The sequence below is a fragment of the Haloferula sp. A504 genome, assembly GCF_044385805.1.
In the GTDB taxonomy this organism is placed as follows: domain Bacteria; phylum Verrucomicrobiota; class Verrucomicrobiia; order Verrucomicrobiales; family Akkermansiaceae; genus Haloferula.
On record NZ_JBISBU010000018.1, the window covers coordinates 55,778 to 73,977 of the forward strand.

General features: G+C 63.9%; 17 protein-coding genes. 8 read left to right on the forward strand and 9 right to left on the reverse strand.

The annotated features are described in order from the left end of the window. Nucleotides 1-58 precede the first annotated feature (58 nt). The 3 genes from ACG2LG_RS10900 to ACG2LG_RS10910 are packed head-to-tail and all read left to right on the forward strand — an operon-like array spanning nucleotide 59 to nucleotide 3,320. On the forward strand, nucleotides 59-2,338 hold the full coding sequence (locus ACG2LG_RS10900) for a carboxy terminal-processing peptidase (protein WP_396258911.1): 2,280 nt from the start codon (nucleotides 59-61) through the stop codon (nucleotides 2,336-2,338). Continuing rightward, nucleotides 2,338-3,015, forward strand: coding sequence for a YggS family pyridoxal phosphate-dependent enzyme (locus ACG2LG_RS10905; RefSeq protein WP_396258913.1), 678 nt, complete (start codon nucleotides 2,338-2,340; stop codon nucleotides 3,013-3,015). The genes ACG2LG_RS10900 and ACG2LG_RS10905 overlap by 1 nt, the downstream gene beginning before the upstream one ends. Next, complete coding sequence (locus ACG2LG_RS10910) at nucleotides 3,012-3,320, forward strand: DUF971 domain-containing protein (RefSeq protein WP_396258915.1); 309 nt, start codon at nucleotides 3,012-3,014, stop codon at nucleotides 3,318-3,320. The genes ACG2LG_RS10905 and ACG2LG_RS10910 overlap by 4 nt, the downstream gene beginning before the upstream one ends. Here the strand turns inward: ACG2LG_RS10910 and ACG2LG_RS10915 are convergent. The 3 genes from ACG2LG_RS10915 to ACG2LG_RS10925 all read right to left on the reverse strand — a co-directional run bounded on the left by ACG2LG_RS10915 (nucleotide 3,308) and on the right by ACG2LG_RS10925 (nucleotide 7,513). Then, nucleotides 3,308-5,266, reverse strand: a complete 1,959-nt coding sequence (locus tag ACG2LG_RS10915) for a hypothetical protein (RefSeq protein ID WP_396258917.1) — start codon at nucleotides 5,264-5,266, stop codon at nucleotides 3,308-3,310. The genes ACG2LG_RS10910 and ACG2LG_RS10915 overlap by 13 nt on opposite strands. Before the next feature lie 21 nt (nucleotides 5,267-5,287). After that, a complete protein-coding gene (locus ACG2LG_RS10920) occupies nucleotides 5,288-5,662 on the reverse strand; it encodes a hypothetical protein (RefSeq protein WP_396258919.1) in 375 nt (124 codons plus the stop codon). A gap of 75 nt (nucleotides 5,663-5,737) precedes the next feature. Beyond that, complete coding sequence (locus tag ACG2LG_RS10925) at nucleotides 5,738-7,513, reverse strand: ATP-binding cassette domain-containing protein (RefSeq protein ID WP_396258921.1); 1,776 nt, start codon at nucleotides 7,511-7,513, stop codon at nucleotides 5,738-5,740. A gap of 358 nt (nucleotides 7,514-7,871) precedes the next feature. Between ACG2LG_RS10925 and ACG2LG_RS10930 the strand changes: the two genes are divergently transcribed. Next, nucleotides 7,872-8,729 carry an RNA polymerase sigma factor RpoD/SigA gene (locus ACG2LG_RS10930; RefSeq protein ID WP_396258923.1) on the forward strand — a complete coding sequence of 286 codons (858 nt, stop codon included), beginning with the start codon at nucleotides 7,872-7,874 and terminating at the stop codon, nucleotides 8,727-8,729. 56 nt (nucleotides 8,730-8,785) lie between these two features. On the opposite strand, the gene ACG2LG_RS10935 is transcribed toward ACG2LG_RS10930, so the two are convergent. From ACG2LG_RS10935 to ACG2LG_RS10945, 3 genes are all read right to left on the reverse strand, one after another. After that, nucleotides 8,786-9,946, reverse strand: a complete 1,161-nt coding sequence (locus ACG2LG_RS10935) for a helix-turn-helix transcriptional regulator (protein WP_396258925.1) — start codon at nucleotides 9,944-9,946, stop codon at nucleotides 8,786-8,788. A gap of 61 nt (nucleotides 9,947-10,007) precedes the next feature. Further along, nucleotides 10,008-10,517, reverse strand: a complete 510-nt coding sequence (locus ACG2LG_RS10940; protein WP_396258927.1) for a hypothetical protein — start codon at nucleotides 10,515-10,517, stop codon at nucleotides 10,008-10,010. Nucleotides 10,518-10,524: 7 nt separating this feature from the next. Further along, on the reverse strand, nucleotides 10,525-11,109 hold the full coding sequence (locus ACG2LG_RS10945) for an OmpH family outer membrane protein (protein ID WP_396258929.1): 585 nt from the start codon (nucleotides 11,107-11,109) through the stop codon (nucleotides 10,525-10,527). A gap of 108 nt (nucleotides 11,110-11,217) precedes the next feature. Between ACG2LG_RS10945 and ACG2LG_RS10950 the strand changes: the two genes are divergently transcribed. Continuing rightward, entirely contained in the window at nucleotides 11,218-12,519 is a 1,302-nt protein-coding gene (locus tag ACG2LG_RS10950; protein WP_396258931.1) for an NAD(P)/FAD-dependent oxidoreductase, read from the forward strand. Here ACG2LG_RS10950 and ACG2LG_RS10955 read toward each other — a convergent pair. Continuing rightward, entirely contained in the window at nucleotides 12,479-13,237 is a 759-nt protein-coding gene (locus ACG2LG_RS10955; RefSeq protein WP_396258932.1) for a helix-turn-helix domain-containing protein, read from the reverse strand. The genes ACG2LG_RS10950 and ACG2LG_RS10955 overlap by 41 nt on opposite strands. Nucleotides 13,238-13,328: 91 nt before the next feature. Here ACG2LG_RS10955 and ACG2LG_RS10960 point away from each other — a divergent pair, with 91 nt between their 5' ends. Together ACG2LG_RS10960 and ACG2LG_RS10965 are read left to right on the forward strand one after the other, a co-directional pair. Further along, nucleotides 13,329-14,288: a proline racemase family protein gene (locus ACG2LG_RS10960; RefSeq protein WP_396258934.1), complete on the forward strand. Its 960-nt coding sequence runs from the start codon at nucleotides 13,329-13,331 to the stop codon at nucleotides 14,286-14,288. A gap of 2 nt (nucleotides 14,289-14,290) precedes the next feature. Continuing rightward, on the forward strand, nucleotides 14,291-15,859 hold the full coding sequence (locus ACG2LG_RS10965) for an aldehyde dehydrogenase (NADP(+)) (RefSeq protein WP_396258983.1): 1,569 nt from the start codon (nucleotides 14,291-14,293) through the stop codon (nucleotides 15,857-15,859). Nucleotides 15,860-15,924: 65 nt separating this feature from the next. Here ACG2LG_RS10965 and ACG2LG_RS10970 read toward each other — a convergent pair whose 3' ends face one another. Both ACG2LG_RS10970 and ACG2LG_RS10975 read right to left on the reverse strand, forming a co-directional pair. Next, nucleotides 15,925-16,644, reverse strand: coding sequence for a PEP-CTERM sorting domain-containing protein (locus tag ACG2LG_RS10970; protein WP_396258936.1), 720 nt, complete (start codon nucleotides 16,642-16,644; stop codon nucleotides 15,925-15,927). 48 nt (nucleotides 16,645-16,692) lie between these two features. Further along, on the reverse strand, nucleotides 16,693-16,953 hold the full coding sequence (locus ACG2LG_RS10975) for a helix-turn-helix domain-containing protein (protein WP_396258938.1): 261 nt from the start codon (nucleotides 16,951-16,953) through the stop codon (nucleotides 16,693-16,695). A gap of 129 nt (nucleotides 16,954-17,082) precedes the next feature. Here ACG2LG_RS10975 and hisC point away from each other — a divergent pair, with 129 nt between their 5' ends. Continuing rightward, entirely contained in the window at nucleotides 17,083-18,186 is a 1,104-nt protein-coding gene (gene hisC / locus ACG2LG_RS10980) for a histidinol-phosphate transaminase (RefSeq protein WP_396258940.1), read from the forward strand. Nucleotides 18,187-18,200: the final 14 nt, after the last annotated feature.

An 18,200-nucleotide genomic window follows, 5' to 3' on the forward strand; every position in this document is an offset into this window, starting at 1 on the left:
TCGAGGATTTGCGTTCGACTTTCGGCTGCCGTGTGCGAGGCTCCCGGTCTTTCAACGCGTGAATATCCGATCCATTCTCCAATCCTGGAGGCGCTCGAGAGTCGGCGTCGCCAGTCTCGTTGTGCTCGCCTCGGCGCAGGTTGCCTGCGCGCAGAAGACCGACTTCGACCAAGTCGGCTGCCAGATGGCGATCATGCTCCAGAACAGTCACTTCGACCGTTCCCGGCAGCCGTTCCGGGCGCTGAGCGACGATTTTCTGGCGACCTACCTCAAGGACCTTGATTTCGGGCGGGTCTACTTCACGAAGGCGGACATCGATCGTTTCGAGGAGGAGTATGGCGAGACCCTTTCGCAAATGCTTCTCGAGCGGGACAGCATGCGGGCGGCGGAGGACATCTATGAGACTTTCGTGGAGCGGGTTGAGGCGCGGGTCGCCGAGGCCAAGCGACTGCTGAAGGAAGGGGAGTTCGATTTCGACGCGGAGGAGACGGTGAAGCGGAGCCGCGAGGAGGCACCGTGGCCGGAGGACGAAAAGGAGGCGATGGAGATCTGGCGGAAGCAGATCAAGGAGGCGCTGCTTTCGGAAACCCTGCGCCGGGAGATGGTGATCAAGCTCGCCAAGGAGCAGGGGAAGGAGGAGCTGTTCGCCGATGAACGATCGCCGGAAGAAAAGATCCTGCTCCGCTACGAACGCTTTCTGCGGAGCGTTCAGGACGTCGACAGTGATGACATCGCCGCGTATTTCCTCAGCGCCGTCGCGAAGACCTTCGATCCCCACACCGACTACCTGAGCTTCAAGCAGATGGAGCGGTTTCGTGACGGGATGCGCAACCAGTTGGTCGGCATCGGGGCGCTGCTCCAGGCCGAGGAGGACGGCGCGACCAAGATCATGGGCATCGTGCTCAACGGTCCGGCGGATCGCCAGGGGGACCTGGAGCTGAACGACCGCGTGGTGGCCGTCGACCCGCTGAACTCGGGAAAGCCCGAGGACATGGTCGACATCATGTTCATGAAGATCGACAAGGTGGTCGATCTGATCCGTGGCAAGGAAGGGACGGAAGTGAGCCTCAAGGTGGAGCCGGCCGGGGGGGTGCCCGGCGAAACGAAGATCGTCGTGATCGAGCGAGGCAAGGTCGAACTCAAGGACGAGCAGGCCTCCGCCGAGATCATTGAAACGACCGGCAATGACGGAGAACCGCAGCGACTGGGAGTGATCAGGCTTCCCTCCTTCTATGCGGATTTCGATGGTGGCAGCACCCGTTGTTCGGTGGACGTGGAGCGCCTGCTGGAGCGCCTGATGCTCGAGAAGATCGATGGATTGATGCTCGACCTGAGGGGCAACGGTGGCGGCGCCTTGGAGGAGGTCCGTCGCATGACCGGCTTCTTCACCAAGCGGCAGCCGGTCGTGCAGGTGAAAAACACCCTCGGGCAGGTGCAGGTGAAGGAGTCCGAGCACCGCCGCCCCTTGTATGACGGCCCGATGGTGGTGCTTACGGACAAGAGCAGCGCCTCGGCCAGTGAGATTCTTGCCGGCGCCCTTCAGGACCAGAACCGGGCGGTTGTGGTCGGAGAATCCTCGACCTTCGGGAAGGGCACGGTCCAGCAGCCGATGGATATCGGTCGGCAGATGCCGTTTTTCGCCAACCGCAACCGGGCCGGTACCCTCAAGGTGACCATTCAGAAGTTCTATCGTCCTTCCGGTTCCTCGACCCAGAACCGGGGTGTGGTTCCGGATATCATTCTCCCCAGCCTCAGCGATGCGCTGGAAATCGGAGAGGGGTATCTCGATCACGCCCTCGATCACGACATCATCCGGCCTGCTCCCGACTTCGAACCGTTGGACAAGAAGCATCTCTTCATTCCGCGGCTGAAGGAGGAGAGCAGCGAACGCGTCAAGGAGTGCAAGGATTTTGCCTACATCATGGAGGATGTGATGAAGGAGAGAAACCGCCGTCGTGAGAACAGCGTGTCCCTCAACATCGGCACCCGCCGCGAGGAACTGGCCGAGGCCGATGAACGCCAGCACGAGCGTAACGCCGAGCGCCGCAAGCGCTTTGCCGAGGTCGCCGAAGCGGACAAGAAGGCGAAGAAGTTCTTCCGCCTGAGCCTCGATCAGGTCGAGAAGGAGGAGCCTCTCAAGGAGGTCGATCCTTCGCAGGACGCCCAGGACTACATGCGCCGGGCCGAGAACAAGACCGAGCAACTCGACGACACGCCGGAATGGCCGAGTAATCTCGATCCTTTCGAGCGCGAAGGGCTCGCAATCCTGGGTGACCTTGTGGAGATCACCCGCGATGCCCGCATGGCCGGGATGCTGAAGCCCTCGGGAGCCCGCTGATGCCGGAAATCGCTGCTCGTCTGGCGGAGATCCGCCGCCGCATGGACGCGGCTTGTCGAAGAGCTTCGCGGTCGGTGGAGGAGGTCACGCTTCTGGCGGTCTCCAAGACCTTTCCAGCCGCTGTGGTGGCCGAGGCGAGCGAGGCCGGACAGCGGCATTTTGGAGAAAGCCGCCAGCAGGAAGGCTGCGCCAAAGTCGAGGAGTTGCCGGCGTCCCTGAACTGGCACTTCATCGGTCGCCTCCAGCGGAACAAGGTGCGGAAGGTCCTGCCGGCCTTCCCGGTTCTCCACAGCATCGACTCGCTTCGGCTGGCTGCGCATGTGGACCGGATTGCCGGCGAGTTGGGATTGAAGCCGTCGGTTTACCTTGAGGTGGATCTTGCCGGTGAAGACAGCAAAGGCGGCTTTTCGGAGGCGGAACTGGAAGCCGCGATCCATGAAGTGGGGTGCCTGTCGAACCTGTCGATCGTCGGCTTGATGGCCATCCCTCCGGCCGTCGATGATCCAGAGGATTCAAGGCCCTGGTTCGCGAGAGCCCGGGAGTTGAGGGATGCCCTGCTGCCCGATGGTGGGCTGAGCATGGGGATGAGTGGAGATTTCGAAGTCGCGATCGAGGAGGGATCGACGATCGTCCGGGTGGGCTCCTCAATCTTCGGAAGGAGGGAAGCCGCCCAATGAGCCGCCTGATCCAGCACGCGGTGGTCGGTGAGCAACTGGCCCTGGCGTTCGACGACGGGGTGGAGTGCTTTCTTCCTCTCACTCTTCTGCGAAGAGCCTGCCCCTGCGCCGCTTGCCAGGGCGAACCGGATGCGCTGGGTCGGGTGGTTCGTCCCGTCCCATCGATCGGTGACGACGGTTTCGGCCTGCGGAAGATCGAGGCGGTGGGTGGCTACGCCCTGCAACTGTTCTGGAGGGACGGCCACTCGACCGGCATCTACACCTTCGACTATCTCAGGCGGCTCGATGCCGCTCAGTCCTCGTAGTCCTCGTCCACGCCGGCCGAGCGGCGATCACGATCGGCAGGATCCTCCCCTCCCGGCAGGATGTCTTCGACCAGGCGGTCGATTCCTTCCTGCGCCATGTCGCTGTTGGGATAAATCGAGCGGGCCTTGAGATACCACGAAAGCGCTGAGCCGATCTGGCGGTCCCTGCGCTCCTCGAGGGTGCGGGCGCGATTGAGCGCCTTGGTGAAATCCGCGACGTCCGGTGCCAGTTGCTCCAACTCGCGGCCGAGCAGCGGATCGTCCGGGAACTCCTCGCGCAATTCCGCCAGTTGCTCCCACGCGGCGTAGGACTGGCCCATCTTGCCGAATTCGCTGGCTTTCGCCAGGGCACCGTCGATGCGGTAGATGTTGGTGATGATCTGCTTGAAGGCATCCTCCCGGCGGGCATCACCCTGGACGGCGGGCGCGATCTCGTACTGCCGCTTGAAGATCTCCCGGTAGTTGTTCTCGCTCAGCAGGCGATCGAAGTCGTTGAGAGCCTGAACCAGGGCGCCTCCCTGGTTCACGAGTTGGTCGAACTCCGTGAGCTTGGGGTTCTGCGGCCAGACCTCCATGGCCTTTTGGATCTCCGAGGCGGCCTTTTCGTTGTCACCTCCCGCGGCGGCCAGCTTGGCGGAGTCGATGTGCATGTTGCTGACCCGGGTGAAGGTCGCGATGGCGGCCTCCGCCTTGGTCGCATCGAAATCCTTCGCGGTTTCCTTGAGCTTCTCCACCAGCTCCTTGGCGGTCGTGTAGTCCTTGGCATCGAGCGCGGCGACCAGCTTGTAGGATTCGCGGACGAAGAGGAGGACGCGCCGCTTTTCTTCGCGCGGGAGCGTCTGGATCGAGGGCATGAATTCCCCGACCATGTAGGCCTCGCTGAGGCGTTTGGCGGCGCTCTCCAGTTCCTCCCGCTCGGACAGGAACTTGAAGGCCTCGACCCCCTTGTCGACGTCGCGGATGGCCTCGCTGGCGAGCGAGTCCAGCGCGGCAACCGTCGGGCTCGTGCCGAAGGTCTCGCTGATCATTTTCGAGACGTCCGAGTTTTTGTTGAGCCGCAGGCGGTTGTCCCCATCCGTGAAAATCTGATGGTAGAAGCGGGCGGCCATCATCACGTGCTGGAACCGCCGCTGGACGAAAAACTGAACCATCAGCGCCTGGTACTGAATCTTGGCCTGGACCAACTGCACTTCGTTCTTGGCGGTGTTGGTCTTCTTGAGCGCCTCGATCTCGGCGATGCGACGCAGGGCTTCCTTGTATTCGAGGGACTCGGTGCCCCGGCCGGGAGTGCGGGCGGTGGCCTGGTTTCCGCCCTGGCGACCATTGGCACCGCCGCCGCTTCCGGCGGGCGTGGTTTCACCGAGGGACGCGTCGCGCGCCTGGGAGGTTTTCCAGTCGGTGTCGTCGATCAGTCGCTGCTTCTCGTTCTCCATGCCTTCGTTGAGCGCACGGGTTTTCGAAACGTCCTTCTTCGCGAGAACGGCGGCGTAGATGGCCTGGGAGAGTGAGTCGCAGAGCTTGGCATCGCCCGGAAAGTTCGAGGCCCGGGGGAGCAATTTCACGGCTGAACCGAAATCCGGCCCGCCCGGATGGTGGGGTGAGACGTAGTCGAGGATCTGCCCGATCGTCTCGCGATAGGCTTGGGCCGCTTCCGAGTCGTCGGGCGGCTCGTTCAGATAGCGCTCGAATCGCGCGGCAAGCAGCCGGTTGTCGGTGGCCGACCAGGTATGGCCGTTCCACGAAATCAGCTCGCTCGATGGATCGAGGAAGGGAAGTTCATTGCCGAGGAACGAGTCGTTGTTTTTCTCCTGTGGTTCGCGGCGGATCACCGTGTCTCCGCCACTGCCGCCACCGGAAGGTGGAGGACTGCTTCCTCCCGGCGGCGGCGTGTAGACCTGACCGAAAGCGGTCGCAGTGACCAGCAGCGGGGTGAGCAGAGCTTTCATGGATTGCGCGATGGTTTGGGCTCAGAGGCGGCTGATTTCCTCGGCGACCGCGATGCCTCCCTCGCGGAAGCGCACGCGGAACGCGTAGTCCTGTTCCCGTTCAATGTTGATGTTCGAGAGGCTCGGCGGGATTTCAATCGCGAGGAACTCCCCGGAGTCGCCGTTTTCCACCCGCAGTGAAATCACCTGGCCGTGGTCGGGGTCCCACCGGAGCTGGTCGTCGATGCGGCCCTGAACGACGTATTCGTTGCCCCTGAGGGAGTTGGCATTCTCCACGGCGGACGGCATGTCCAGCCGGGTTCCATCGAGCGTTTTTCCGGGCTTCTGGCTGAATACCATCTTCCCGGCAAACGCCGCGGCTGCGACCACCGCGATGATGCCGAGGATGACGCCCACGTTGGGACCGGAACTTGCTCGTCTGGGCATAGGGTTACTTTCTCAGAGGATCGGGCAGAATCAAGCGTTCAGGAATCAGTCCCACTGGTGCCTTCGACTGCCGATCCAGGCGGCCAGAAGTCCCGCCCCGACATGCAGGAGCAGCGTGTAAAGGCAGGCATCGTGGGCACTCGGGCGGGTGCTGATGACCGAGTCGACCGCAAAGGCGGCCTTCGACTCAAGCGCCTCGATGCTCCCCGACCACGACCAGTAGGCCGAAATGAAGGGGCGGGTGAACTGCTCGATGTGGTCGGGGAGGGCCAGCACCGCGCCGGAAAGCGGGAGCTGGAAGCCCACCAGGTAGATCGACAGCAGCGACGCCTGTTCGGCTGTTCGCATCAGCGCCGAGATGCCCAGGCAGATGGCCGTCATCGCGCCATTGATCAGCAGGAGGAACATCAGGTGCTGGCTGAACTCGCCCCGGAAGGGACCGAAGAAGTTGACGAATACGCCCATCCAGACCGACTGGGCCGCCACCAGGCAACTCAGGAAGACGACCTTGCTCGACAGGTAGGCCATGGGCCGGAGTCCACCGAACTTCTCCTTCTCGAAGATCTGGCGTTCGCCGGCGATCTCGCGGGCCGAGTTGTTCGATCCCATCAGGGAAAGCAGGATGACCTGGAACATGACCACTCCGCTGATGGCGGACCCGACCTTGGCCCAGGCGGCGTAGACGTCGTTGGCCTCCTTGAGTTCCACGAGGATGTTTTCCTGGCGAGAATCCGAGAGGCTGGGGATCGGAGCATTGGCCTTGTCGGAAAAAAGAATCACCAGCAGCGGAAAGCAGAGCAGGATGGCGAGTTGGAGGAAGACCTGGCCCCGGTCGCGGAAGAAGATCCGCCAGCGCCGGGAGAGGAGGGTGGAAAGCTGGGCGATGAAACCTGGGGTGCGGACCGTGGCGGCTTCCTCCGGGTCCTCCTCGTCATGGGTCTCGGGAACGTGCAGCGCGCCCGCTTCGATGGCCCGCTTGCGGCTGCGTTCCAGCTTCTCGTAGTAGGCCTCCTGGTGCTTCATCCAGGATTCCCGCCACCGCTCGCTGGGTTGGGTGGCCAGCTTGGGGTAGATTTCCTCGGAGTCCTCGACCGAAAAGTAGTGGGTCACGAGTTCCGGCGGTCCGTGGTAGGCCACGCGCCCCTCGTGGAGGACGAGGATGGAATCGTAGAGCTCGAGGTGGGCGAGCGAGTGGGTGACCGAAAGGACGATGCGCCCGTCGCGCCGCGAGAGATCGTGAAGGAGTCGGACAATCTCCCGCTCAGAGCGCGGGTCGAGACCACTGGTGACCTCGTCGCACAGCAGCAGCTTGGGATCCGAAACCAACTCCATGGCGAGACCCAGACGCCGCTTCTGGCCGCCGGAGAGCACCTTGACCGCCCGGTCGGCGATCGCAGTCATTCCGGTTTCTTCGAGCACATGGTCGATGCGGTGATCGAGGTCTTCCGCGTCTCGGGTCTTCACCCGCAGGCGGGTGGCGGCTTCGATCGACTCGTCGACCGTGAGCGGGTCGTAGGCGATCGAGAACTGGGGCACGTAGCCGATCTCCGAAGGCTCGAAATCACCCTCTTCCGAAAGGTTCCGGCCATCCCAGAAGAGAGCCCCGGCCGACTCGGGATTGAGGCCTGCAATGGTCTTGAGAAGGGTGGTCTTGCCGCAGCCGGACGGGCCGACGATGGCCATGAAGTGGCCGCGTGGGATCTTGAGGTTGGCGCGATCCACAAGATTCACATCCTCGCCTTCCTTCTGGATCGTGAAGCAAACGTCTTTGAGCTCGAGCACGGCGGAAGCCTGCCCATCAAAATCCAAAAGGTCGATCATTCTGAAGGAAGATCGGGATGCTGGATTCTGGATCCAACATGGGCGGATTCGCCCGGTTTGGGGTGCGACAAGGTGTCCCAGACCGACGTTGTGACCCGATCGTCTGGTCCCGAAAGGGCTGTCCGGAATTATTGCAAGGCACTGGGAATCAAAACGTCGTGCCATGCCGGGTGAGTCGGCACGGCAGTTGCTCCCCACTTCCCCAGAAAGATCTTGAAGTGCGGCCGCTAAAAGTGCTTACTATGTAGTTACAAAAGATTTGATTTCGAAATCGGGAACAAAAACCGGCTGCATGTCGTTTAACCCATAGAAACACTCAGTTTCCGCAACAATAACCCGCCCGAAAGGGCTTCCTACCATGGCAATTGAATACGATTCCAACCTGAAGGTCTACCTGCGGGAGATCTCAAAGACTCCCCTGCTCACTCCGGAAGAGGAAGTGAAGCTCGCGCGGAAGATCAAGCGTGGCGACAAGGCCGCCCGCACCCAGATGATCAACGCCAACCTTCGGCTGGTGGTGAAGATCGCCCAGGACTACTCCGGCTACGGCCTCCCGCTGGCCGACCTCATTTCCGAGGGCAACATCGGTCTGATGAAGGCGGTCGAACGCTTCGACCCGAAGAAGGGGGGCAAGCTCTCGACCTACGCCGCCTGGTGGATCAAGCAGTCGATCAAGCGTGCCCTGGCCAACCAGAGCAAGACGATCCGGCTCCCCGTCCACATGGTCGACAAGATCGCCAAGATGCGCCGGATTTCAACGATGCTGGCGGAAGCGCTCGGTCGCGAGCCCACCGACGAAGAGCTTTCCGAGGAAATCGGGGTCCCTCGTCGCAAGCTGGCCATGCTCAAGCAGGCTTCCCAGCGTCCGACCTCGCTCGATGCGCCGGTCAACGATGGCGAGACGACCCGCTACAGCGAGATCATCGGCGACGAGAGTGCCGAGGACCCGCTGTCCGCGCTCAGTGACAAGAACCTTCACGGTCAGTTGGACGACCTGCTCGCCGTGTTGGACAAGCGCGAACGCCGGATCATCGACGAGCGCTTCGGACTCGACGGCCGCAAGCCGATGACTCTCGAGGAGGTCGGTCGTGAGTTCGGCGTGACCCGGGAGCGGATTCGTCAGCTCCAGAACGTGGCGCTGACCAAGATGCGACGGGCTCTGCGGCGCCGGGAAAAGCCGATTCCGCCAGCAGTCGAGGGCCTTGCCACCTCCTGATCTTTCCGATCGGTTTCATGTTTGCGGGTCGCGGTGGGTGTGCCGCGGCCCGCTTTTTATTTGCCGCCCAGGGTGTCGGACGAAACCACGGCGAGTGCGGGGGAGTCCGGCGCAAGGAAGTATCCGGATCGCCGGCTTTCCACGGCTTGGACATGCCAGAGGCTGCCACCGCGGGTTGCGGGGATCAGAACCATGCGTCCTTGGTCGAGAAGGTCATGCCGGAGGTGCCGGCCATGGGGCGTGACCTCCGACAGTTCGACAATTTCCTGAAGGGCGTTGCCGACAACCAGGGTGATCGGAACCGGTTTGCCAGCGGACGGCGATGGGGGCTCGGACTCGTCGGGCGGCAGCCATTGCACGTCGCTCCGACCCGCAAGCTGGAATAGCTCCGGCGCTTCCTCGCTGGAAAGCGAGACCTCCATCCACGCCTTGCGGAATTGCAGGGGGGTCCAGCCAAGCGCCTTGCTGAAGGAGCGGATGAAAGGCTCCCGGCTGCTGAAGCCGCACTCCCGTGCAATGTCGACGACGGAGCGGTCGGTCCGCATCAGGAGAAACCGGGCGAGCATGAGACGATGCAGGTTCAGGTGCTCGGCAAAGCCGGTGCCCGTGGTTTTTTTGAGCAAGCGGACCAGTTGGCGCGGGGCTTTGCCGGACTGCTTCGCCGCATCGGCGAGGTGGGCCGGGCTTCCCGGATTTCGGGCGAACCAGTCGTGCAATCGATGGACGACGGCGAAATCCCCCGAGGAGTCCTCCGCGGGTTCGACGGTGTCGAGGGCGGCGCGTCCGGCAAGGACGATCAACCGCATGGCCGCACTGACCAATTCGAGTTCATCCTGCCACGGGCGGCCGGCTGTTCCGGCGTCATTCTTCTCGATGGGAATCAGCCCGGCCATCCGTTCGGAAATGGCGGGCTCGAGATCCGGGATGAGGAGGGGGGGGCGCCCGGGAATGCCGATGCGGATCGATCCCCGGCCGACCTCAATCAGCATGGTCCTCGACTTTCTGGCCGGGACGCCGCCACCGGTGACGAAGGCCACTTCGACGGGAGAGTCCCCGGCTTCCCAGAAATAGCAGAAGGCCGGGTGCTCGATTCGGGAAACATTCGTCTCCGGAGAGGACTCGACCTTGCAGGTCCTCCATGATCTTCCGTTCCACTCCGCGCCCGCAAGGCGTAGGATTTCCAGCAGCTCACGAGCGGCTCTGGAATTTTCATCCATGGCGGTCAGGCCGGGCCGGAGCCATCTCCAAGGGGCCGGGCGCGATCAGCAGGGGCGGCCATCAGTCATCATCGTCCTTGTCGGAACCGTTGCCGGCGGCGGGGGTGCCCATGCCGATGCCGGGGATCACCTTGCGGACGAGTTTCTTGAGGCCGTTCTCGCCCGCCTCGATTTCGACTTCCGCGTGGCGGACGGCCTTTTCCCAGGCGGGCGCGAAGCCGGGGGCCTGCTCGCGCATTTGTCTCACGGCGGCTTCCATCACCTGGTACTGGCGGAGTTCGGCGCGGCCCGGCTTGCCCTGGGCGGTTGCCAACGAGACCCGGAGGTTCTCGTTCTGTTCGCGGAGCTTCTTCAGTTCCTGTTCGAGGGTCTGATTGCCCTGGGCGTTGATCTTGAGCTGCGTGTTCAGGTGCGACTGGAGTTCGCGGAGTTCGTTCTCCAGGCGGCGGACGTCGCGCGACAGGCGTAGCTTGGTGCTGAGTCCGGATTTCCAGGCGAAAAACGTGAGAGCCAGCCCGATGGCCAGACCCCAGACGAAGCGTTCCTGAATGATGTTGAGAAAGGTTTCCATGAAGTGATCAGTTGGATTCGGCCTCGCCCACGGTGGCGACCGGGCCCCCGAGTGCGGCGAGAACGTTGTCAGTGATGTCGCTGGGATCCTTCGAGTAAAGCACGAAGGGAAGGCCGGTGTTGGTCCTCCCGTCGGAATCGAGCACCCAGTCGTAGCCAAGCGAATTCCCGACTTCCGTCGCCGCGGCGCGGATGTCGGCAAGAATCTTTTCCATTTCGGCCACCATGCGGGTGTTGATCTCGTCGTTTTTCCGCTGGCGGTAGCTCACGAACTCACGCTGGAGGGTCAGGGCTTCCTGTCGTTTCAAGGCAAAGTTCTGCTGGGCGCGCTCCCGCGTCGCCCGATCGTCCTTGGGAATCTTCGCGATGCCTTGTCGGAGTTCGTCAAGTTCCTTGAGCACCGAACGGTAGGCGTCCGCGCGGGCGTTGGTGAGGATCGCCGCCCGCTCGGCCTCGATACTGGATTCCAATGTCTGGGAGGCTGGCAGCGCGCGATAGATGTCGCCGACCCGGACCAGCGCGATCTTGGGCGACGCAAGGGAAAGGCCGGTGGCGAGAAGCCAGAGAAGGACGATGGTGTGACGCTGACGCACGTCGTTACTCTACGCCGACATCCCGTCCTGTCGAGTGCGTCGCGGTGCCGCCCTTTGGGCAGCGATTGCTGGGATCTCGGGCTAGACCGGGGTGATAGATTCATCGCCATGGCGGAAATGAGCGACCGGGTGGTGATTGTGGGCGGCGGAGTGATCGGGCTTTGCTCGGCGTACTATGCCCTGCGCGCCGGGCTGCCGGTGACCGTCGTCGAGCGGGACGAGCACCGCGAGGCAAACTGCTCGGTGGGCAATGCAGGCATGGTCGTGCCCAGCCACTTCGTGCCGCTGGCGGCGCCCGGAATGATTGCAAAAGGCCTGCGGTGGATGTTCAGCCGGGAGAGCCCGTTCTACGTGCGGCCGCGGCCGAGTCCGGAACTCATCCGCTGGGGCTGGATCTTCCACAGGTGCTCGACGCAGCGCCACGTGGAGGCGAGTCGCGACTTGTTGCGCGACCTGAACCTCGAGAGCCGGCGGCTCTTTCATGAACTCGCGGAGGACGGGGACTTCGGGTTGGTCGACCGCGGGCTTCTGATGCTTTGTGACACGCAGAAGGGCCTCGAGGAGGAGGCGGAACTTGCCGGACAGGCCGCGGAGATCGGCATCGAGGCGGAGGTGGTGGATGCCGCCGGAGCGGCGGCCCTCGATCCTGCGGTGGCGATGGAGATTGCCGGTGCCGTACACTACCGGCAGGACTGCCATCTCCACCCCGCCCGCTTGATGGCACTGCTGCGCCGGCGGGTGGTCGAAATGGGCGGTCGGATCGAGTATGGCTGCCCGATCGATGAGCTGCTGTTTTCCGGCGGGAGACTGGCTGCCGTTGCCGGGGGTGGCCGCCGGCACGAAGGCGGACGATTCGTCTTCGCCGGTGGATCATGGACAGGCCTCCTGCTGAAAAAACTCGGCCTCCGCCTGCCCCTGCAACCGGGCAAGGGCTACTCGCTGACTCTCGGCAATCCACCCGAGCTTCCCGGGCTTTGCTCGATCTTCTCCGAGGCGAAAGTGGCGGTCACTCCGATGGGTGGCGGACTGCGCTTCGCCGGCACGATGGAGGTCGGCGGCCTGAACCTGAAAATCGATCCCGCAAGGGTGCACGGCATCATCAAGTCCGTGCCGAGATATTTTCCGGCATTCTCGGAGAGTGACTTCGAGGGAATCGCCCCGTGGGCGGGGCTGCGGCCGGTGTCGCCGGACGGCATCCCCTACCTGGGCCGGGTCGAGGGTCTCGACAACCTCGTGGTGGCCACCGGTCACGCGATGATGGGGCTCAGTCTCGGCCCCGTCAGCGGTCGTTTGGTGGCCGACCTGCTCGTGGGAGCGGAGCCCTTCCGTCCGATTGAAAAGCTGGCCGTGGGGCGCTTCGGCGACCGGGTCAGGAAGCGTCCATCCGCTTCCGATAGGCCAGCGGGCTGACGCCGACGGCCTGCTTGAACTGCCGCGAAAACGCCGACTGGTCGGAGTAGCCGCAGGCGAGGGCGACCTGGGCCACCGGCTCGGTGGTCCGGGCGAGTTGCTCGCAGGCGGAGTCGATCCGGACTTTCACCAGATACTGTCCGGCGGTGACGTGGAACAGCGAGCGGATGCGCTGGTCGAACTGATAGACCGACAGCCCGGACATCTCGGCGAGTTGCGGGAGTCGCAGCGGCTGGTCGTAGTGATGGTGGATGTAGTCGATCGTCTTCGAAAGCGCATCGAAGCTGCGCGCCTTGTCGTCGGGAGCGTTGATGTCGCGCGAGCAGCCACAGAGGCCGATCACGCTCCCGTCCTTGCCGCGGATCGGCTCCTTGTAGGTGAGGCACCACCCGCGGTGGCCGCCCGGGTACAGGTGCAGTTCCAGGCGGTCGTGGAAGCCGACCCCGGTGCGGAGGATCTCCTTGTCCTGCTCGAGGAAGGCCTCGGCCAGCGGGGCGGGAAAGAGTTCGGTGACGGTCTTGCCGATGGCGGAGTACTTGTCGGGAATTCCGCAGCGCGAGGCGAAGGTCTCGTTCACCGCGACGTAGCGGAAGGCGCTGTCCTTCACGAAGACGAGAATGTCCGAGATGTTGTCGAACAGGTCGGCGACCGGCAGCAATCCGTCGATGGATTCCCCGAAGCGGTTGCGGAAGATGGCGGCGGCTTTCTGAAGTTCCATGGCTCCGACTTGGGCCGTTCTAGGGAGATTTACGGGTGGCTGCTAGCGGTTTTCACAATACCGACCGGATATGACACGGTTGGCTTTGAGAATGAAGATCATCGATTCCCATACCGGCGGCGAGCCGACCCGGATTGTCATTGATGGAGGTCCGGACCTCGGAGGGGGTCCGCTTGCCGATCGCGTCCGGCGTTTTCGCGATGAGCACGACCGGATCCGCAGCGCGGTGTGCAACGAACCGCGGGGCCATGACGCGATGGTCGGCGGGCTCCTGTGCGAGCCCCATGCCCCGGATTGCGTGTGCGGGGTGATTTTCTTCAACAACGTCGCCCCGCTCGGCATGTGCGTCCACGGAACCATCGGCCTGGTGGCGACCCTTGCGCATCTCGGCCGGATCGGGCCGGGAGAGTGGGGGATCGATACCCCGGTCGGCGTGGTCCGGGCGACGCTCGACGAGGGCGGGCGCGTGACCGTGGCCAACGTGCCGAGCTACCGCACGGAGAAGGATGTCCTGCTTTCGGTCCCCCATGTGGGCGAGGTGCGTGGCGATGTGGCCTGGGGTGGGAATTGGTTTTTTCTGATCGAGGACTCCGGACCCCCCGTGAACTTCGGGAATCTCGAGCAGCTCACCTGGTTCGGAGGCTGCGTGCGCGAGGCGCTGCGGACCGAAGGTTTCACGGGGGACGACGGTAGCGAGATCGATCATGTGGAGATCTTCGGGCCACCCGGCGATCCGGCGGTGGCCGACGGCAGGAATTTCGTCCTCTGCCCCGGCGGGGCCTACGATCGGTCGCCCTGCGGCACCGGCACCAGCGCCAAGCTGGCATGCCTGGCCGCCGACGGGAAACTGGCTCCGGGCGAAGTCTGGCGGCAGGCCGGCATCCTCGATTCGGTGTTCGAGGGATCCTACACACCGCTTGAAGGCGGCCGGATACTGCCCTCGATTTCCGGACGGGCCTGGGTGAACGGAGAGTCGAATTATGTGTTCAACGAAAGCGATCCGTTTCGGTATGGTATCCGAACCCAGCCTTCCAACCCCGACGCCTCATGACCATCGAGCTTCACGGCACCTCCATCATCGGCCTCGCGCGCGGCCAAGGCCGCGAGCCGGCCGGCCGGGCGATCAATCCGGCCTCCGGCAACACGCTTGACCCCACCTACTTGGCGGCGACCCCCGACGAGGTGGATCGCGCCATCGGCCTGGCGGCGGAGGCCTTTGCGGAATACTCGGCACTCCCGGGCAGGGAGCGGGCCGCGTTCCTGCGGAGGATCGCCGATGAGATCGACGCCGTGGTGGACGACATCACGGAGCGGGGTTCGCTCGAAACGGCACTGCCCGAGGCTCGGATGCAGGGCGAGACGGCGCGTACTACCGGCCAACTCCGGCTCTTTGCCGACCTCATCGAGGAAGGCTCGTGGGTCGATGCCCGGATCGAGCGCGCCCAGCCCGACCGGCAGCCGCTGCCCAAACCCGACATCCGGTCGATGCGTCGTCCGCTCGGTCCGGTCGCCGTCTTTTGTGCCAGCAATTTTCCCCTCGCCTTCTCGGTCGCCGGGGGCGACACGGCTTCCGCGCTCGCCGCGGGATGCCCGGTCATCGTCAAGGCCCACTCGTCCCACCCTGGTCTGGCCGAGATCGTCGGCAGGGCGGTGCTCCGGGCCGCCGAGGCCACCGGCATGCCCGAGGGAGTCTTTTCGCTGCTCTATGGCAGTGGCCGCGAGGTGGGCATGGCACTGGTCAAGGATCCCGCGATTCAGGCGGTCGGGTTCACCGGGTCGAGGGGCGGGGGGCTGGCGCTCATGGAGGCGGCCTCCGGCCGGCCGCAGCCCATCCCGGTCTATGCGGAGATGAGCAGCGTGAATCCCGTGGTCCTGCTGCCCGGGGCGGTCGACAGCCGTGGCGAGGCGATCGCCGAGGGACTCTTTGCCTCGCTGACTCTCGGAGCGGGCCAATTCTGCACCAATCCCGGCCTGGTCTTTCTTCCGGACGGGCATGGCGAGGCCTTCCTCGGGAAGCTCAAGGAGTTGGTCGAAATCGCGCCTTCGGCGGTCATGCTGAACGACGGCATCTGCCAGGCCTTCAAGACCACGGCGTCCGACTTCGCCGATACGCCGGGCGTGGAAACCATCGCCCACAGCTTCACCAAGCAGGTCGAGCATCGGGCCGTGCCGGTGGTGTTTTCGGTGAATGTCCGGCGTTTCCTTGAGGATGCCGACCTTCACGGCGAGATGTTCGGTCCCGGGATGCTGATTGTCCGCGGCTCACTGGAGGAGATCGAGGCCACGATTCCGGAGCTGGAAGGCCAGCTCACCGCCACGATCCACGGCGAAGACGCCGAACTCGCGGCCAATGCCTCGCTCATCGAAGCCCTCGAGCGCCGTGCCGGCCGGCTCATCGTCAACGGCTTCCCGACCGGGGTCGAGGTCTGCCACAGCATGGTCCACGGCGGCCCGTTCCCGGCGACCTCCGATGGACGTAGTACCTCGGTCGGCACCATGGCGATCGAGCGGTTTTGTCGCTCGGTCTCCTGGCAGGGCTTCCCGCAGGACCTCCTGCCGCCCGAACTCCGCGACGACAACCCGCTCGGGATCTCCCGCCTCGAGGACGGCAAGCGGGTGTAGGGTCGCGCGAAGCTCCTGCTTTGCGAGTGACCGCCACTGCTCCCGCAGTGGCGGTCGTTTTCGGATCAGGCGCGCCGCTTCCTCCGAAGAATACCGCACCCGGCCGCCGCAGCCAGCAGCAGCACACCGGTGGTCGGCTCCGGGACCGGGGTCAGGGTGACATACGGTCGGGTGGACGCACCCTCAATCTCGGTGGTCGAGGTCGGCCCGTAGAGCGAAAGGAGCCGGTTTACATCCTGAGTCTGGGCGAACGTCGGGATGCTGAACACCGAGTAGCTGTATCCTTTCGCGAGGTCCGACTCGATGGCGGTGCCCAGGTCGATGAAATTCCAGCCGGGAACGAACGCCGCGGTGCTCGCCACCACGGTGTCCCCGGCGAGTTGTTGGATGGCATCGCCCGTCGGTGTCGTGCCTTGCGTCGCGAGGTGATACAGGGAGGATGGGGTGCCGGGGGTGTTGTTGAGGGTCACGTAGAAGGCAAGCACCGCCGTTCCCTCGAACGATGACGGCACGCTCGTGAGATCGACTTGGAAGTAGAGGCGCTTCTCTTTCCAAGAGCGACTGGATCCGCCGTAGAATTGGTAGTCTCGCTGCACATGCACCATCCCCGACCCGTCGCTGTAGGAAAAGCCATCGTCGGTGCTGGATCCTCCCAGCCAAGTGGACTTCTGGTACCAGTAGTATCCCATCTGGGTGGGCTGGAAGTCGATCATGGTGGCCGCGCTGGAGATGGGGACGGTCATGAAGATCAGCGAGACCATCGCCGGGAGGAGACGGATTTTCATGGCCATCATCCTAGGTCCGTGGACCTGGAAAAGACAACGGGTCGAGCTCTACTCAGGGTAGGGATCCAATTGGCGCTGGTGGGAACAATTCTCGGAATTCTCGCACATCAGGTAGCCGATCGACATGCCGGTCATTTCCCTCAGCAGCAGCAGCAGTCGCGGGGTGGGCAGGCGAGCGCCGGTCTCCCAGTGGCCCCAGGTCGACGCGGCGACTCCCAGTTTTCTGGCTGCTCCTTCCTGCGACAGACCCTGGCGCAACCTCCAATCGCGCAGATGCCGGCCGAGATGGATCTCGTTGCGTGGAATCACGCCCGAGGGTAGACCCCGGCACCCCTTTCGGAAAGGTCATTCCGCCTGGGGAAGTCCGCTCTTCGAGCAGTCTCCACCTCACTCCGCACCCAGCCTTGCGCCACCGCCCGCGCCCGCTAGTTTCCCGGCATGGGGATCACCGCCTATGCCAACCAGTTCGTCTGCGACCGGCATGCCTATGAACCGGGCAAGCCGATCGAGGACACGGCGCGTGAGCTGGGACTCGATCCAAGGGGCATCATCAAGATGGCCTCGAACGAGAATCCGCTCGGCCCGTCGCCGCTGGCCAAGGAGGCGATGCAGGCGGCGCTCGAGAAGGCGCACATCTATCCCGATGGCGGAGGGCTGGCCCTGCGCGGTGCCATCGCCCGCGAGCTGGATCTGGAAATCGACAACGTCGTGCTCGGCAACGGCAGCAACGAGATCATCGAGCTGCTTTGCCACGCGTTTCTCAATGCGGAGGCCGAGCTGATCGCCGCCGAGCACGCCTTCGTGGTCTACAAGCTCATGGCGGGGCTTTTCGGCGCCCGCTACGTCGAGGTGCCGGATCCCGGCTTTGTCCACGACCTCGAGGCGATGGCGGCGGCCATCACCGACCGGACGCGACTGCTCTTCATCGCCAACCCGAACAATCCCACCGGAACCATGGTCGGGCAGGAGGAGATCGACCGCTTCATGGCCAAGGCTCCGGAGCACGTGGTCGTGTGTTTCGACGAGGCCTACTTCGAGTTTCTCCGCGAACCACCGGATGTGCTCAAGTATGTGCGCGAAGGTCGCAATGTGTGTGTCCTGCGGACCTGCTCGAAGATTCACGGCCTCGCCGCCTTGCGGATCGGCTACGGTCTTGCCGCGCCCGGCGTGGCGGATCTGCTGCAGAAGGCCCGCCAGCCTTTCAATACGAACGCCCTGGCCCAGGCCGGGGCGCTGGCGGCGCTGGGCGATGCCGATCACATCGCCCGCACCCGGCAGCTCAATTTCGAGGGTCTCGAGTGCTTTCACAAGGGATTCCGGAAGCGCGGGCTGAACTTCGTCCCCAGCGTCGCCAATTTCGTCCTGGTCGAGGTGGGTGACGGCGATGCGGTTTTTTCCGGGATGCTCAAGCGCGGCGTGATTGTCAGGGCGATGCGCACCTACAAGCTGCCGGGATGGATCCGCATCACCACCGGCACCGCCGGGCAGAACCAGCGGACGCTCGCGGCGCTCGATGAAGTTCTGGCCGGGATGACCACTTGAGTCCTGACCGGGTT

Excerpts from the sequence above, each read along its gene's own strand:
- ACG2LG_RS10905 (WP_396258913.1), top strand. The coding sequence starts at position 2,338 with ATGCCGGAAATCGCTGCTCGTCTGGCGGAGATCCGCCGCCGCATGGAC.
- ACG2LG_RS10910 (WP_396258915.1), top strand. The coding sequence starts at position 3,012 with ATGAGCCGCCTGATCCAGCACGCGGTGGTCGGTGAGCAACTGGCCCTG.
- ACG2LG_RS10915 (WP_396258917.1), bottom strand. The coding sequence starts at position 5,266 with ATGAAAGCTCTGCTCACCCCGCTGCTGGTCACTGCGACCGCTTTCGGT.
- ACG2LG_RS10925 (WP_396258921.1), bottom strand. The coding sequence starts at position 7,513 with ATGATCGACCTTTTGGATTTTGATGGGCAGGCTTCCGCCGTGCTCGAG.
- ACG2LG_RS10930 (WP_396258923.1), top strand. The coding sequence starts at position 7,872 with ATGGCAATTGAATACGATTCCAACCTGAAGGTCTACCTGCGGGAGATC.
- ACG2LG_RS10935 (WP_396258925.1), bottom strand. The coding sequence starts at position 9,946 with ATGGATGAAAATTCCAGAGCCGCTCGTGAGCTGCTGGAAATCCTACGC.
- ACG2LG_RS10940 (WP_396258927.1), bottom strand. The coding sequence starts at position 10,517 with ATGGAAACCTTTCTCAACATCATTCAGGAACGCTTCGTCTGGGGTCTG.
- ACG2LG_RS10950 (WP_396258931.1), top strand. The coding sequence starts at position 11,218 with ATGGCGGAAATGAGCGACCGGGTGGTGATTGTGGGCGGCGGAGTGATC.
- ACG2LG_RS10955 (WP_396258932.1), bottom strand. The coding sequence starts at position 13,237 with ATGGAACTTCAGAAAGCCGCCGCCATCTTCCGCAACCGCTTCGGGGAA.
- ACG2LG_RS10960 (WP_396258934.1), top strand. The coding sequence starts at position 13,329 with ATGAAGATCATCGATTCCCATACCGGCGGCGAGCCGACCCGGATTGTC.
- ACG2LG_RS10970 (WP_396258936.1), bottom strand. The coding sequence starts at position 16,644 with ATGAAAATCCGTCTCCTCCCGGCGATGGTCTCGCTGATCTTCATGACC.
- hisC (WP_396258940.1), top strand. The coding sequence starts at position 17,083 with ATGGGGATCACCGCCTATGCCAACCAGTTCGTCTGCGACCGGCATGCC.